This window comes from Bradyrhizobium sp. CAR08, from assembly GCF_052871955.1.
Genome location: NZ_JBIXJX010000010.1, coordinates 67392 through 81924, shown reverse-complemented (window position 1 = coordinate 81924; position 14533 = coordinate 67392). Strand labels below are relative to the sequence as shown.

Sequence of the window (14533 nt, the reverse complement as noted above, 5' to 3'; positions counted from 1 at the left end):
TCACCATGGCCCTCTTTCGCCTGCCATCCAGTGGACCCGCCGCTCTCGCGCCGCGCGGCAACGGCCTGTTGCTACGCGCGCCTCAGATGTCGGACTTCCTGCAATGGGCCCATCTGCGCGAGTCCAGCCGCGATTACCTGACCCCCTGGGAGCCGATCTGGCCGTCGGATGATCTCACCCGCTCCGGTTTCCGCCGCCGCCTGCGCCGCTATTCCGAGGACATCGCCGCGGACCGGTCCTATCCCTTTCTGATCTTCCGGGAGCTCGACGGCGCCATGGTCGGCGGCATCACGCTCGCCAATGTCCGCCGCGGCATCGTCCAGGCCGGCACCATCGGCTATTGGGTCGGCAAGCCCCACGCCCAGCGCGGCTACATGACGGCCGCGCTGCGGGTGCTGCTGCCGACGCTGTTCGGGGAGCTCAATCTGCACCGGGTCGAGGCCGCTTGCATCCCGACCAATGCGCCCTCGATCCGGGTGCTGGAGAAGTGCGGTTTCTCCCGCGAGGGGCTGGCGCGCCGGTATCTCTGCATCAACGGGGTCTGGCAGGACCATTTGCTGTTCGGCCTGCTGCACGAGGATTTCCGCGGCTGAGCCCGTTGATTGATGCGGCCAAAGTCTCCTTGTTTGCTGCCTTGGGTTCGCCGGTTTTGACGATATAACGGCGCAACCCGGCCGGTGATCGGTCGGGATGTCGTCAGGAGTATGGGTGTTGATGGTGCAGGAGCTTCGGTCATCGCGGAATGCGTTGCGGCGGGGGGCGGCGGTCGCGCTGGCGTTGTCAGTTGCGCTCGTCTCCATCTCGCCGGTCGCGGCGCAGTCGCTGACCGATCGATTCAAGGGCCTGTTCGGCGGCAAGTCGGACGAGCCGGCCCAACCCAAGCCGGCGCCTGCGCCGGGCCAGCCGGCGGCTGATGACGATCTTGATTGCCCGCAGGTCACGGTGCGTGCCGGAGCCTCCACCTACGCGGTCGGTGCCACCGGGAAGCCGGCCGTCGGCAACGAGATCCGCTTCCAGGCCACCATCACCAAGATGGCGCGCGAATGCGCCCGCAATGGCGGCGATATCACGGCCCGGATCGGCATCCAGGGCCGCGTCATTGCCGGACCCGCCGGCGCGCCTGCGAGCGTCGAGGTGCCGCTGCGCGTCGCCGTGGTGCAGGGCGGCGTCGGCGAGAAGGTGATCGCTTCCAAGGCCTACCGGACCACGGTCGGAATGTCGGAGGGCGGCAGCGTGCCGTTCACCTTCGTGGCCGAGGATCTGGTCTACCCGATGCCTTCGGCCAAGGACGCCGATAGCTACATCTTCTATGTCGGCTTCGATCCGCAGGCGCTGTCGCCCGAGCCGAAGGCGCGGGCGAAGAAGAAGTAACCACGTCAAGATAGTCGTCATGCCCCGCGAAGGCGGGGCATCCAGTACGCCGCGGCTTCTCGATCTATCAGGGCTGTCTCTGGAATACTGGATCGCCCGCCTTCGCGGGCGATGACATCAGATTTGCCGATGCAGTGCCCGACAAACAAAAAAGCCGGCGCTGATCGCGCCGGCTTTTTGATTGGTGAAGGCAAGATCTCTCAGTTCAGCTTCTGCCTGACTTCGGTGATGCCCTTGGCGAGCAGATCGTCGGCGACCTGGCCCCTGACCGACTTCGACAGGATCGTGGAGGCGGCCTGGACGGCGGCTTCGGCCGCTGCGGCGCGAACATCGGCCACCGCCTGAGCCTCGGCGAGCGCGATCTTGCCCTCCGCGGTCTTGGTGCGGCGAGCGACGAAATCTTCCACCTTGGCCTTGGCCTCGGTTGCGATGCGCTCGGCTTCGCTCTTCGCGTTGGCGATGATGTCGGCGGCCTCGCGTTCGGCCGAGGCGGTGCGCGCCTTGTAGTCGGCGAGCACCTTGGCGGCTTCCTGCTTGAGGCGCGTCGCGTCGTCGAGCTCGGCCTTGATGCGATCGGCGCGATGGTCGAGCGCAGTCATGGCCTTCTTGAAGACCCCGAGATAGCCGAACACGACCATCAGGATCACGAAGGCGATGGCGACCCAGGTTTCAGGATCGAAGAACATATCGATTAACCCTTCAAGGACGCATCAACGGCGGCATTGACCAATGCCGCGTCCGGAACCACGCCCGTGAGCTGCTGCACGATGGTGCCTGCCGCATCGGCCGCGATGCCGCGGACGTTGCTCATGGCGGTCGCACGGGTCGAGGCGATGGTCTTCTCTGCCTCGGCGAGCTTGGCCGCCAGTTGCTCTTCCAAGGCCTTGCGCTCGGCGTCCGCCTGCGCATTCGCCTTGTCGCGGGATTCGTTGCCGATGGCCTGCGCGCGCGAGCGTGCCGAAGCAAGCTCGTTTTCATAGGCCTTCAGCGCCGCTTCGGACTGGTCCTTCAGCTTCTGCGCTTCGGCGAGGTCGCCCTCGATCTTGTTCTGACGCGCCTCGATCGCACCGCCGACGCGCGGCAGAGCGAGCTTGGACACGATCACGTAAAGCGCGACGAAGAAGATCGCGAGCGACACCAGCTGTGAAGCATAAGTGCCGCTCTCGAACGGCGGAAAACCGCCACCGTGACCGCCTTCGGACCCGGTGTGGGCGCCCGCCGCCGGACTTTTCGCCCCGCCATGACTTTCAGCCATGGAGTACTCCTGTTGCAGTCATGCGCGTCGCCTCGGTTGAAGCGGCGCGAAAAATCGTTCTCAGAGCGGAACGAACAGCAGCAGCAGCGCGATCAGCAGCGAGAAAATGCCGAGCGCTTCGGTCACGGCGAAGCCGAAGATCAGATTGCCGAACTGGCCCTGAGCGGCCGAGGGGTTGCGAACGGCCGCGGCGAGGTAGTTGCCGAAGATCACGCCGACGCCGACGCCCGCGCCGCCCATGCCGATGCATGCGATGCCCGCGCCGATAAGTTTTGCTGCTGCCGGATCCATTTTAGACTCCTTGGAAGAAAGATTGGGTTTTGGGTGGAAATTCCCCGGACCGCTCAGTGTCCCGGATGAATGGCGTCGTTGAGGTAGATGCAGGTCAGGATCGCAAACACATAGGCTTGCAGGAACGCGACCAGAATCTCGAGAGCGTACAGCGCGACCGTGAGCGCCAGCGGCAGCACGCCGCCGACCCAGCCAAGGGCGCCGAGCGAGAAGCCGAGCATGGCGACGAAGCCCGCGAACACCTTCAGCGCGATGTGGCCGGCCAGCATGTTGGCGAACAGACGGACGCTGTGGGAAACCGGCCGCAGGAAGAACGACAGGATCTCGATGAACATCACCAGCGGCAGGATGTAGCCGGGGACCCCGTGGGGCACGAAGATCGAGAAGAATTTAAGGCCGTTCTTGGCAATGCCGTAGATCAGGACCGTGAAGAAGACCAGCAGCGCGAGCGCCGCGGTGACGATCAGATGGCTCGAGATCGTGAAGGTGTAGGGGATAATGCCGACCAGGTTCGAAACGCAGATGAACATGAACAGCGAGAAGATCAGCGGGAAGAACTTCATGCCTTCCGCGCCGGCGGTCGAGCGGATGGTGGAGGCGACGAACTCGTAGGAGATCTCGGCGACCGACTGCAGCCGGCCGGGAACCAGCTGCGTGCCGCTGGCGAGCATCAGGATCGAGATGATCGCGACCGCCACCAGCATGTAGAGCGACGAGTTGGTGAAGGCGATCGTGTGGTTGCCGATATGGCCCAGGGTGAAGAGAGGCTCGATGTTGAACTGGTGGATCGGATCGATTTTCATCAGCGCGGCATCTCTTGGTCTGCCGGGCGATGCCGGCGGGTCTCGGTCTGCCGGTCGGGCCCGGCCCGTACCGGCACGAGCCGGCACGATCATTCCTCTCCTGGTGTGGACCGCCTAAGAACCACCGCGCCTGTTTTGACCCGCGCCTGCCGTTCTCACCACATTCACCACGCCGGCGACGAAGCCCAGCAGCAGGAACACGATGAATCCGAAAGGCGACGTCGACAGCAAGCGGTCGAAACCCCAGCCAATCCCCGCTCCGACAACGACCCCGGCGACCAACTCGGAGGATAACCGAAAACCAAGCGCCATCGCCGAGGCTCTGGCCGCTCTGTCCTCACCGTCACCTGCGGGTTGCTCGGTCTTGACGTGGCGGCCGCGAAATTCGGACAACCGCTGATCAAGATTTCCGAGCCGTTCGGAAAGCGCAGCTTCCTCGGGCGATCTATCGCGATCTCCATTCTCGCCGTGTCCCGTGCCCTGTGTCATGCAACGAAGACCCGAAACGCCGCGGTTGAATGGAAATTACGCCCGCCACCCTCAAAAGCCGCGCGGACCATACTGATGGCCCATAATCAAGTCAAGCCAAGTCACGATTGTGTCCATTCCTGTTATGTATTTGATTTATCTTACAATATCGGCGCGGGCGGCAGCGCTGCACACAGCGTGACGCCGCACCGCAGCAGGTCTCCGCTGGATCGGCGGATGCCGTCGCCATTTCGCCCGGCTGCCGGGATCAAAGGGGGCGCCGTGATCGTTCATGTCAAAGGCGCGTTTTGGGCGGCGGATCGCCTCGCCGGGGTGTAGAATTGCGAGACGTGCCACCTTTATGAGCGCCATCTTTGGACGTGCTACCTGCGCGTCGTGGCGGAGAACGCGATGAGAGCAGCGAATTCATCCACAGCATCATGGCTGGCGGCGGCGGCGTTCGCCGCGGTGTTGACCATCAGCGGCGGCTGCCTCGTCGCGCAATCCGCGCCCGACAGCGAAAACGGCCGCTACAGCATGACGCCCATCCCCGAGGGGGTGCTGCGGCTCGACAGCCGCACCGGCACGGTGTCGACCTGCACCCGCAGCGGCGCCGGCTGGGCCTGCTACGCGGTGCCCGATGAACGTACCGCGCTCGACGCCGAGATCGGCAGGCTCCAGGCCGAAGTCGAGACGCTGAAGGGACGGCTTGCGGCGGGGCCGACCGTGTCAGGCAAGATCGACGAGGCGCTGCCGAAAACGGATCCGCTCAAGAAGGCGGAGCCGCAAGCACCAAAGGCCGCCGAGGGCGAGCGCAGGATCGAGATCCCGCTGCCGAGCGACCAGGACGTCGATCGCGTGATGTCATTCCTGGAAAGGGCCTGGCGCCGGCTGATCGACATGGCCAACCGCGTGCAGAAGGACGTGTCGGGGAAGATTTAGCACGTGGCGAGATGCGGTAGGGTGGGCAAGGCCGCGACGCGCCGTGCCCACCATTTTTGTTTTCGTTGCGTGAGTCGGTGGGCACGCTTCGCTTTGCCCACCTATGGCAGCTTTCCGAATTGAGAGAGTGATGATGACATCAGCCAAATCCATCACGCGCTCGGCGCCATCGTCGGTGCAAGCCACCACCATCGCATCGTCGCTGCTGACCGTGCAGACGCCCGGCCGCGGCTTCACCGATCTCACCGCTGAAGCTGCGAAGTTCGTGGCGGAGGCAGGCGCGCGAGACGGCGCGTTGACGCTGTTCGTTCGTCACACCTCCGCATCGCTGACGATCCAGGAGAACGCCGACCCTTCCGTGCTCGTGGATCTCACCACGGCTCTGTCCCGGCTCGCGCCCGAGAACGCCGGCTGGACGCATGATGCCGAGGGACCGGACGACATGCCGGCGCACGTCAAGACAATGCTGACCCAGACTTCGCTTCATGTGCCGGTCCTGAGCGGCAAGCTCGCGCTTGGCACCTGGCAGGCGATCTATCTGATCGAGCATCGCGCCCGCCCGCACCGGCGCGAGGTGGTGCTGCAATTCCTCGGTAGCAATCAGTAGGCCAAAACAAAACCGGCCGCGGAGACCGCGGCCGGTTGGTGTTGATCTCGATCTGCGTCGATCAGGTCGACTTGATATCGACGTCCTTGGTCTCCGGCAGGAAGAACAAGCCGATCACGACGGTAATCGACGCGAAGATGACCGGATACCAGAGGCCCGCATAGATATCGCCCGTCGAGGCCACGATCGCGAAGGCGGTCGCCGGCAGCAGGCCGCCGAACCAGCCGTTACCGATGTGGTAGGGCAGCGACATCGAGGTGTAGCGGATGCGGGTCGGGAACAGTTCGACCAGCATCGCGGCAATCGGGCCGTACACCATGGTGACGAAGAGCACCAGGACGAACAGCAATCCGACGACCGCGGCCACCTGCGGACGGAAGATGTCGAACGGATGCGCCATCTTCACGATGCCCGCATCTCCGGCCTTCGGATAGCCGGCTCCCTGCACGGCGGCGAGCACTGCCGGATTGCCGTCCTTGGCGTTGGCGTAGGGAACTTCCTTGCCGTTGACCATCACCTTCACGCCGGAGCCTGCCGCACCTGGCGTGGTCGAGTACTTGACCGACGACTGCGACAGGTAGGCACGTGCCGTGTCGCAAGGCGAGGTGAAGACGCGGGTGCCGACCGGATTGAACAAGTCGCCGCAACCTGCGGGATCTGCCACCACGTCGACCTTGACCGACTCGATCGCCTTTTCCAGCGCCGGGTTGGCATTGGTGGTGATCATCTTGAAGATCGGGAAGAAGGTCAGCGCCGCGATCAGGCAGCCGCCGAGGATGATCGGCTTGCGGCCGATCTTGTCGGAGAGCACGCCGAACACGATGAAGAAGACGGTCCCGAGCAGGAGCGACCAGGCGATCAGCAGGTTGGCGGTGTAGCCGTCGACCTTGAGGATCGATTGCAGGAAGAACAGCGCGTAGAATTGGCCAGTGTACCAGACCACGCCTTGGCCCATCACGCCGCCAAACAGCGCCAGCAGCACGAGCTTGCCGTTCTGCCAGTTGCCGAAGGCTTCCGTCAGCGGGGCCTTCGAGCTCTTCCCCTCGTCCTTCATCTTCTGGAAGATCGGGGATTCGTTGAGGCGAAGCCGGATCCAGACCGAAACGCCGAGCAGCAGCACGGAGACCAGGAACGGAATGCGCCAGCCCCATGCCGCGAAGTCGGGTTCGCCGAGCGCGGAGCGCGTGAACAGGATCACCAGCAGCGACAGGAACAGGCCGAGCGTCGCCGTGGTCTGGATGAAGGAGGTGTAGTAACCGCGCTTGCCGTTCGGAGCATGCTCCGCGACGTAGGTGGCCGCACCGCCATATTCACCGCCGAGCGCGAGGCCCTGGGCGAGACGCAGCGCGATCAGGATGATCGGGGCCGCGATGCCGATGGTGGCAGCGTTGGGCAGCAGGCCGACGATGAAAGTCGACAGACCCATGATCAGGATGGTGACGAGGAAGGTGTATTTGCGGCCGACGATGTCGCCGACACGGCCGAACACGATCGCGCCGAACGGGCGCACCAGGAAGCCGGCCGCGAAGGCCAGCAGCGCGAAGATGTCGCGGGTTGCCGGCGGATAGGCCGAGAAGAACTGCGCGCCGATGATGCCGGCCAGCGAACCGTAGAGATAGAAGTCGTACCACTCGAAGACGGTACCGAGCGAGGAGGCGAGAATGACGAACCGTTCGTCCTTCGTCATCCCTCCCGCGCCTGCTTGAGACACAGCCATTGTCGACATGTTGAGTCGCTCCCCGAAAAATCGTTTCCTCGCGCCCTGGATGTCCGGTCATGCCGGATCAACCCAAGCCTTGCCCCCAAGGTAACATTGGCGTGAAACCCGCCCCAATACGACTTTCGGCCTTTCACACTGACGCTCGCCTGACACTGCGAGCCTTCCATCCGGCAACATAGTGCCGGCCTGTGGATTAACCCCGTTGCCGCAAAGGGATAATGTCCACTTGCATGCCACGGCTGGTCGGGAAAGAATTGACCAGGGCCCCGCGCCGGCTTACTGGCCCGGTGCGATTGCCAGCAAGAGAACGATGAACGCTCCCTCGACCCATCTCATCATTGCCGATGACCACCCATTGTTCCGCGACGCGTTGCGGCAGGCGGTGACGGGCGTCCTGAGCTCGGCCAGGATCGACGAGGCTGGATCGTTCGAGGATCTGACCAAGCTTTTGGAACAGACCTCCGACGTCGACCTGATCCTGCTCGACCTGTCGATGCCCGGGATCTCCGGCTTTTCCGGCCTGATCTATCTGCGCGCGCAATATCCGGCTATTCCGGTGGTGATCGTCTCGGCGTCCGACGACAGCGCCACCATCCGCCGCTCGCTCGACTTCGGCGCCTCCGGGTTCATCCCGAAGCGCTTCGGCGTCGACACCTTGCGCGACGCGATCCTCAAGGTAATGGAGGGCGACGTCTGGGTTCCCGCCGACACTGATCTGTCGGCAGTCGCCGACCCCGACATGACGCGCCTGCGCGACCGGCTGGTGACGCTGACGCCGCAGCAGGTCCGGGTTCTGATGATGCTGTCGGAGGGATTGCTCAACAAGCAGATCGCCTATGAGCTCGGCGTCTCCGAGGCCACCATCAAGGCGCATGTCTCGGCGATCCTGCAAAAGCTCGGCGTCGAAAGTCGGACCCAAGCCGTGATCGCCGCCGCGAAAATCGCCGGCGGCCAATGGAAGCAGGGTACCCCGACGGGGTGAGCCTGTAGCGAGCGCCTCTCGCAGCCTGTAGCCCGGATGAGCGAAGCGACATCCGGGACCGCTAGTGCGGCTAGCTAGCGAAAACCCCGGATATAGCTTCGCTCATCCGGGCTACCGGACCTCCTCTGTGTCGCCCCCGTCAATCCGCCGCCGCAAAAATATTCCACTTTACCGAAATTCGGAAATGGCGTATGTGTCGCGCATCCCGGCTCATCCTTGAGGGGCGATCTTGTGGTCGTCATGTTCGCGAGCCGGGCTTGCGGTGGACGCGGCAGCGTTCGGGTGCGAGAGGCCAAGGGCAGGGCGGATTGCTCTCCGTGAGCCCAAGGCTGCGTTCCGACGAGCGGCGCTGCTAGGCTTCGTCTCGTCTGTAAGTTTCCGGCTCCGTCGACAGGGCTGGAAAAACTGCGGCGAAATGGCGAGCCGTGCGTACGGCAAAAACCGTGTGGTCCTGGCCGTCGTTGCTACGGTCAAGCCCTGGCGAATGCGGCATCCGCGTCAACCGGCGCGGTGCCGGTGACTTTCGTTGGGACGAGGGAGGCCAAAAGGAACTCGGCTCCCGGGAGAGCACGGCATAAGCCGTCCAACCATCGCGCAGGGAAGGCCGAGTGATTGGCTACACCTGTATGCTGCTGTGCGGTTTCCTTGCGCTACATTTTCGCGCAGCGGACCGCGGGTGCCAGCCGGCACCCGGCCTTCCCTGCGCCCTCTTGGCTTTGAGGGTGGATGACCAGGCAAAGCTCGGGCGAAACGCGCCGCGAGGACGCGAAGGCATGTCTGCAAGTTGAACCTGAATTGGAGGATGGCGATGCTGCCCTTTGCTCCGTCATTGCGAGCGTAGCGAAGCGTTCCAGCGTCCTACCGCGGAGAGATTCTGGATTGCTTCGCTGCGCTCGCAATGACGCTTTGAGAGAGTGCGCGCCTCACTCCGCACCAGAGTCCGCGTCACAATGTTTGCAACAACTTCTCGGCAGCCTTGATATCCGCTGTTTCCGAGCCCTGGGCGAAGCCTTCATACGCCAATTGAAGCCACCGCTTCGCTTCCTCGCGCCGGCCGCGTTCGACAAGGAGACCGGCGAGATCGATCGCGGCCCGCAGCTCCCAGGCCTTGGCACCTTTGCGACGACTCAATGCCAGTGATTGCACGAAATGGGCTTCCGCTTGATCGGCCTCGGGCTGGGCTCTGGCCAAGAGAACCCTGCCCTTCATGCGCAGCAGCTCGGGCATGTACAGATGATCGCCGCTTTGCTCGACGAGGCGGATCGCGTCGTCGAGCAGGCGCGCGCTCCGCTCGATCTGCCCAAGCGTCATCAAGCCCTGAACAAGCGCGATGTTGAACGTCGTGGTGAGCAACTCGTAACCGGCATCGTGGAGCTCACGCAGACACGTCCCGATCGTCTCGACGCCTTCGGCGGCATTGCCGCGCTGGATCGCCAGCTCGCCTTTGACGCCGCGGCCGACCGCAAGATAGGGCCCCATGGAGCGCGATTCGGCATGGGCGATGAAGCGGTCGATGTTCTCTTCCGCGGCATCGAGGTCTCCGCTCCAGAGATCGATCGAGACCGCCCAGATCAACGCAATGCAGAGCGTGATCGGATGGTCCATCTGGGCGGCCTCGACGACCGTCTGCCGGGCCAGTTGCATCGCATCCGCGGGGCGGCCCTGCAACCAAAACTCGCGCGCGAGCGAGATGCCGGCCCGGTTGCGGTGATCGAAGCCATAGACGGTGCTGATCCGTTCCGTGCCCGGCTTATGCCAGGCGGTCTCCAGCATCGTCAACGCGTCGCGATGCTCGCCGGCAAGATGCAAGGAGACACCGAGGAGCGAATGGGCGAGGGCGAGGGAGGCGGCATCGCCGAGTGTCCCGGCGACCGTGAGGCTTTGCTGCGCATAGCCGAGCGCGGCGTCGAACTGTCCCATCCGCTCGTGGAAGATATGCATGCGCCCGAGCAGCTGGAGCTGGTTCGGCGCGTCGCCGCGCGCCTCGGCGATCGCAAGGCTTCGGCTCAACGCGGCACGCGCCGCTTCGCTGCCGCCGCGCGTGAACATCAAGGTCAGTCCGAGCGCGGCCTGGATGTGCATTTCCTCGGCGCCGCCGCGCGAGGAAGGATCGAGCGCAAGCAGCGCCCGTTCAGACCAGCGCCGGCACTCGACCAGCAACGACATCGCGAGAAAAATTGGCGCTGCAGCTGCGGCCAGTGCAATGCCGATGCTGGCATCGCCGTCCGTGCCAAAACACCAGTCCAGCGCCGCGCGCACGTTGTGAAGCGCGGAGAAGTGGATCGCGCGCTCGTCGGCGCTCGGCACCGTGGCCCATGTCGTGCCGGCCTGCTCCAGCCATTGCCGGTAATAGGTCGCGTGGCGGGCGGCGAGCGCCGCGTCATCAGGTTCGATCTCGAGCAGATAGGCGCGCGTCGTGTCGAGCAGACGGTAACGCATCATGGCGCCAATCGGCCGCGCCGCGACCATCGACTTGGCCACCAGGCCGTCGATGGCATCGAACAGGCGGGAGCGGTCGACGCGTTCGTCCGGCACGATCTCGAGTGCGGCGTCGATAGTGAAGTGACCGGCGAAAACCGCGAGCCTGCGCAGCACGAGACGTTCGATATCGGACAAGAGCCCGTAGCTCCATGCCAGCGTCGCCTGCAACGTCTTCTGTCGCGGCGGCGCCGTGCGCTGGCCCTGCCAGAGCAGATTGAGGCGCTCGTCGAGCAGTGCCGCGGTCTGCTCCAGGCCGTAGGCTTCGACCCGGCCGGCGGCGAGTTCGATTGCCAGCGCCATGCCGTCCAGCTTGCGGCAGATCCCGGCGACGATCGCTGCATTGGCATCGTCGAGCGCGATCTGCGCGCCACCGGCCGTGGCACGTTCGAGGAAGAGTTGAAGTGCAGGATAAGTCTGCGCCGCGGCCGCCGTCAGACCGGGATGGTCGGGCGGAACGGCAAGCGGCGCCAGCCGATACACCTGCTCGCCCTCGACCCGCAGGGCTTCGCGGCTCGTCGCCAGAATGTAGATATTCGGTGCGGCGTGGAAGATCTCGGCGGCCAGCGGGGCCGCGGCTGCGATGACGTGTTCGCAATTGTCGAGGATCAGCAGCATCCGCTTGTCCCGGAGATGCGCGAGCAGCGCAGGCAGGGGATCGTCGGTTTGCGCCGGCAAGCCCAGCATCAGCAGGATCGAGGTGATCACGAGATCGGGATCGCTCAGCGCGGCAAGATCGACGAAATGTGCGGCGTCGGAGAATGTCGCGAGCAGATCGTGAGCGATGGCAACGGCAACGGCGGTCTTGCCGACACCGCCCGGGCCGACGATCGTGACGAAGCGCGAGCGGATCAGCCTGTCGGAGACGGCGGCGACCGCATCGTCGCGCCCGACCATTCGTTGCAGCCGGTTCGGCAGTTTGACGGGCGGCAATTCCGTTCGCGCTACGGTGCGCCGATCTGCCGCGATAGCCGCCTGCGAGATCGGCGCCACGAAGCAATAGCCGCGGCCGGAGAGCGTCGTGATGTAGCGGGCACCGTCCCTGCCGTCGCCAAGGGCCTTGCGAAGCGCCGCGACGTGAAAGCGCAGATTGGCGTCCTCGACTGTCATGCCGGGCCACACCAGCGCCATCAGATCATACTTGCTGACGACCTGGTTCGGCCGCGACATCAGCGCGAGCAGCGTGTCGAAGGCCTTTGCACCGAGCGGCAGCGCGACGCCGTCGCGCATGACGAGTCTTTCGTGCGGCGTCACAGTGAATGGCCCAAACGAGAGGGTTCCCGTTGCGGTGCCGGCCGGCTCGGTCATGGCGGAATCCTGATCTTTTGGAACGGACCGGATAGCCAGATGATCGCAATCCGGCAAGGCCGTCCCACGCCGCGATCGGACCGCGGATGCAGGTCCTGTGAGGCGCGCGAACCGAGACCTCACAACTTCTCACAAGTCCCAACGGGTGTGTCGCGGCAGCCGCTGCTAGTGAGTTGCGCGATGGCAAGGAGACATTCATGACCCAAGCGGCAAAATTGCTCTACACGGCCCGGACCCGCACCAGTGGCGGGCGGCAGGACGGGATATCGCGCAGTTCCGACGGCCGTCTGGATGTCAAGCTGTCGCCGCCGGGCGGCAACGGCATCGGTACCAATCCCGAGCAATTGTTCGCGGCCGGCTGGTCGGCCTGCTTCGAAGGCGCGATGGAAATCGCGGCCCGCAAGCGGAAGATCGAGCTCCCCAGGAAATGTGCGATCGATGCGGAGATCGACCTCGTGCTCGACGAGGGCGCCTATTCGCTCAGGGCACGCCTCGATGTCAGCCTGCCCGGCCTCGATCGCGAGATCGCGCGCGGCCTCGTCGATGAGGCGCATCAGACCTGTCCCTATTCCAAGGCCGTCCGCGGCAACATCGACGTCACGGTCGCACTGATCTGACGCACCACCTCCAACTATCAGAAAGGTAGCAGCATCATGAAACAGATCATCGATCAGCACCGCCGCCAGTTTTTCGGCATCGCCGCGGGAACTGTCGCCGCCGGCCTCGGCGTGATCGGCCTCGCCCGCGCCGAATCGCAAGCGACGCGCTCTTCCGCAAGGAATGCGTCGTTCGGCGCGATCAAGCAGATCGATGCCGGCGTCCTCAACGTCGGCTACGCGGAGGCCGGTCCTGCGAACGGCCCCGTCGCGATCCTGCTGCACGGCTGGCCCTACGACATTCACGCCTTCGTCGACGTCGCGCCAATCCTGGCAAAGGCCGGCTATCGCGTCATCATTCCCTATCTCCGTGGTTACGGCTCGACCCACTTCCTCTCCGCCGAGACGCCGCGCAACGGCGAGCCCGCGGCAATGGCAGCCGATATCATCGCGCTGATGGACAAGCTCGACATCAAGAAAGCGGTGGTCGCCGGTTTTGATTGGGGCGCGCGCACCGCCGACATCATCGCCGCGCTCTGGCCGGAGCGCTGCCGCGCGCTGGTCTCGGTCAGCGGCTATCTGATCTCCAGCCAGGCCGCGGGCAACGCGCCGCTGCCGCCGTCGGCCGAGCTGCAATGGTGGTACCAGTTTTATTTCGCGACCGAGCGCGGCCGCGCCGGATACGAGAAGTACACGCATGATTTCGCAAAACTGATCTGGAAGCTCGCTTCGCCGCAGTGGAAGTTCGACGACGCCACTTTCGAGCGCAGCGCGGCGGCGCTGGACAACAAGGATCACGTCGCGATCACCATCCACAATTACCGCTGGCGGCTCGGACTCGCCCAGGGCGAGGCGAAGTACGAGGAGCTCGAAAAGAAGCTTGCCGCAGCTCCCGTCATCAGCGTCCCGGCGATCACGATGGAAGGCGATGCCAACGGCGCGCCACATCCCGATCCAAGCGCCTATGCCAAGAAATTCTCGGGCCGGTACGACTATCGCCTGATCACCGGGGGCATCGGCCACAATCTGCCGCAGGAAGCACCGCAAGCCTTTGCCAAGGCCGTCATCGACGCCGACGGCGGCGCCTGAGGATTTTGGCAGCGCCTCGGTCCGGCAAGGCCGGACCGAGGCCTGACATGCGAACGCAGTTCAATGAAGCGTCAGCGAAAATGAAATCCGAAAAGTCAAAAGTTCCGTCTTCTACGACGATGATCGTGCTTGCCGTGCTCCTCCTCGTCGTTGTCCTGACCTGCGTGCCCTATCTGGTCACGATCGCTTTCGCGCAGGGCCCGGCGGATGCCTCGCCCATCTTCGGCGTCACTGTGCCGGAGGGCTACAAGCAGTGGGAGCTGATCGCGCCGGCCGAGGAGGCGGCTCCCCTGGACGAGCTGCGTGCCGTCGTCGGCAACAGGACCGCGATCGATGCTTATCAAGACAACAAGCTTCCGTTCCCGGACGGCACAATTCTGGTCAAGCGGGCCTGGAAGCGGAAACAGTCGCCCGAATTTGCGTCCGCGACGATTCCCGGTGAAGCCACCACCGTCCAGGTGATGGTCAAGGATTCCAAAAAATATGCCTCGACCGGCGGCTGGGGATTTGGTCGCTTCATCAACGGCAAGCCGGTCGACGAGGCCCAGCATCGCACCTGCTTCGCGTGCCACGAAGCTCGTGTGAAGTGTCGCGACTACGTGTTTACAAGGCTTGCGCCCTGA

General features: G+C 64.4%; 15 protein-coding genes. 8 read left to right on the top strand and 7 right to left on the bottom strand.

Translation table 11 applies throughout. The annotated features are described in order from the left end of the window. Positions 1-5: 5 nt before the first annotated feature. Positions 6-593 (top strand): GNAT family N-acetyltransferase, encoded by a 588-nt coding sequence (locus ACIPUD_RS21615; protein ID WP_007599447.1) that lies wholly within the window; start codon positions 6-8, stop codon positions 591-593. 121 nt (positions 594-714) lie between these two features. Continuing rightward, complete coding sequence (locus ACIPUD_RS21610) at positions 715-1371, top strand: hypothetical protein (protein ID WP_018459996.1); 657 nt, start codon at positions 715-717, stop codon at positions 1369-1371. 200 nt (positions 1372-1571) lie between these two features. Here the strand turns inward: ACIPUD_RS21610 and ACIPUD_RS21605 are convergent, their stop codons facing one another. From ACIPUD_RS21605 to ACIPUD_RS21585, 5 genes are all read right to left on the bottom strand, one after another. Next, the gene (locus ACIPUD_RS21605) at positions 1572-2057 is read right to left on the bottom strand and encodes a F0F1 ATP synthase subunit B family protein (RefSeq protein ID WP_018459995.1); all 486 of its coding nucleotides are present in this window, start codon (positions 2055-2057) and stop codon (positions 1572-1574) included. Between the two features lie 5 nt (positions 2058-2062). Further along, positions 2063-2626 (bottom strand): F0F1 ATP synthase subunit B family protein, encoded by a 564-nt coding sequence (locus ACIPUD_RS21600; RefSeq protein ID WP_018459994.1) that lies wholly within the window; start codon positions 2624-2626, stop codon positions 2063-2065. A 60-nt stretch (positions 2627-2686) separates the two neighbouring features. Then, the gene (locus ACIPUD_RS21595) at positions 2687-2917 is read right to left on the bottom strand and encodes a F0F1 ATP synthase subunit C (protein ID WP_007599451.1); all 231 of its coding nucleotides are present in this window, start codon (positions 2915-2917) and stop codon (positions 2687-2689) included. 53 nt (positions 2918-2970) lie between these two features. Next, on the bottom strand, positions 2971-3720 hold the full coding sequence (locus tag ACIPUD_RS21590) for a F0F1 ATP synthase subunit A (protein WP_018459993.1): 750 nt from the start codon (positions 3718-3720) through the stop codon (positions 2971-2973). Between the two features lie 114 nt (positions 3721-3834). Next, complete coding sequence (locus tag ACIPUD_RS21585; protein WP_018459992.1) at positions 3835-4209, bottom strand: AtpZ/AtpI family protein; 375 nt, start codon at positions 4207-4209, stop codon at positions 3835-3837. Positions 4210-4599: 390 nt separating this feature from the next. Here ACIPUD_RS21585 and ACIPUD_RS21580 point away from each other — a divergent pair, with 390 nt between their 5' ends. Continuing rightward, positions 4600-5130 (top strand): hypothetical protein, encoded by a 531-nt coding sequence (locus ACIPUD_RS21580; protein WP_026233920.1) that lies wholly within the window; start codon positions 4600-4602, stop codon positions 5128-5130. Between the two features lie 133 nt (positions 5131-5263). After that, the gene (locus ACIPUD_RS21575) at positions 5264-5737 is read left to right on the top strand and encodes a secondary thiamine-phosphate synthase enzyme YjbQ (protein ID WP_026233919.1); all 474 of its coding nucleotides are present in this window, start codon (positions 5264-5266) and stop codon (positions 5735-5737) included. A gap of 61 nt (positions 5738-5798) precedes the next feature. Here ACIPUD_RS21575 and ACIPUD_RS21570 read toward each other — a convergent pair whose 3' ends face one another. Continuing rightward, a complete protein-coding gene (locus ACIPUD_RS21570) occupies positions 5799-7424 on the bottom strand; it encodes an MFS transporter (protein ID WP_446481510.1) in 1626 nt (541 codons plus the stop codon). Positions 7425-7767: 343 nt separating this feature from the next. On the opposite strand from ACIPUD_RS21570, the gene ACIPUD_RS21565 reads away from it, so the two are divergent. Next, positions 7768-8439 (top strand): response regulator transcription factor, encoded by a 672-nt coding sequence (locus ACIPUD_RS21565; protein ID WP_018459987.1) that lies wholly within the window; start codon positions 7768-7770, stop codon positions 8437-8439. Positions 8440-9384: 945 nt separating this feature from the next. On the opposite strand, the gene ACIPUD_RS21560 is transcribed toward ACIPUD_RS21565, so the two are convergent. Further along, on the bottom strand, positions 9385-12225 hold the full coding sequence (locus tag ACIPUD_RS21560; protein WP_018458155.1) for an ATP-binding protein: 2841 nt from the start codon (positions 12223-12225) through the stop codon (positions 9385-9387). A gap of 197 nt (positions 12226-12422) precedes the next feature. On the opposite strand from ACIPUD_RS21560, the gene ACIPUD_RS21555 reads away from it, so the two are divergent. The 3 genes from ACIPUD_RS21555 (at position 12423) to ACIPUD_RS21545 (ending at position 14533) form a co-directional block, all read left to right on the top strand. Beyond that, the gene (locus ACIPUD_RS21555) at positions 12423-12842 is read left to right on the top strand and encodes an organic hydroperoxide resistance protein (RefSeq protein WP_018458156.1); all 420 of its coding nucleotides are present in this window, start codon (positions 12423-12425) and stop codon (positions 12840-12842) included. 36 nt (positions 12843-12878) lie between these two features. Then, on the top strand, positions 12879-13910 hold the full coding sequence (locus ACIPUD_RS21550) for an alpha/beta fold hydrolase (RefSeq protein ID WP_018458157.1): 1032 nt from the start codon (positions 12879-12881) through the stop codon (positions 13908-13910). A gap of 119 nt (positions 13911-14029) precedes the next feature. Continuing rightward, on the top strand, positions 14030-14533 hold the full coding sequence (locus ACIPUD_RS21545) for a cytochrome P460 family protein (protein ID WP_018458158.1): 504 nt from the start codon (positions 14030-14032) through the stop codon (positions 14531-14533).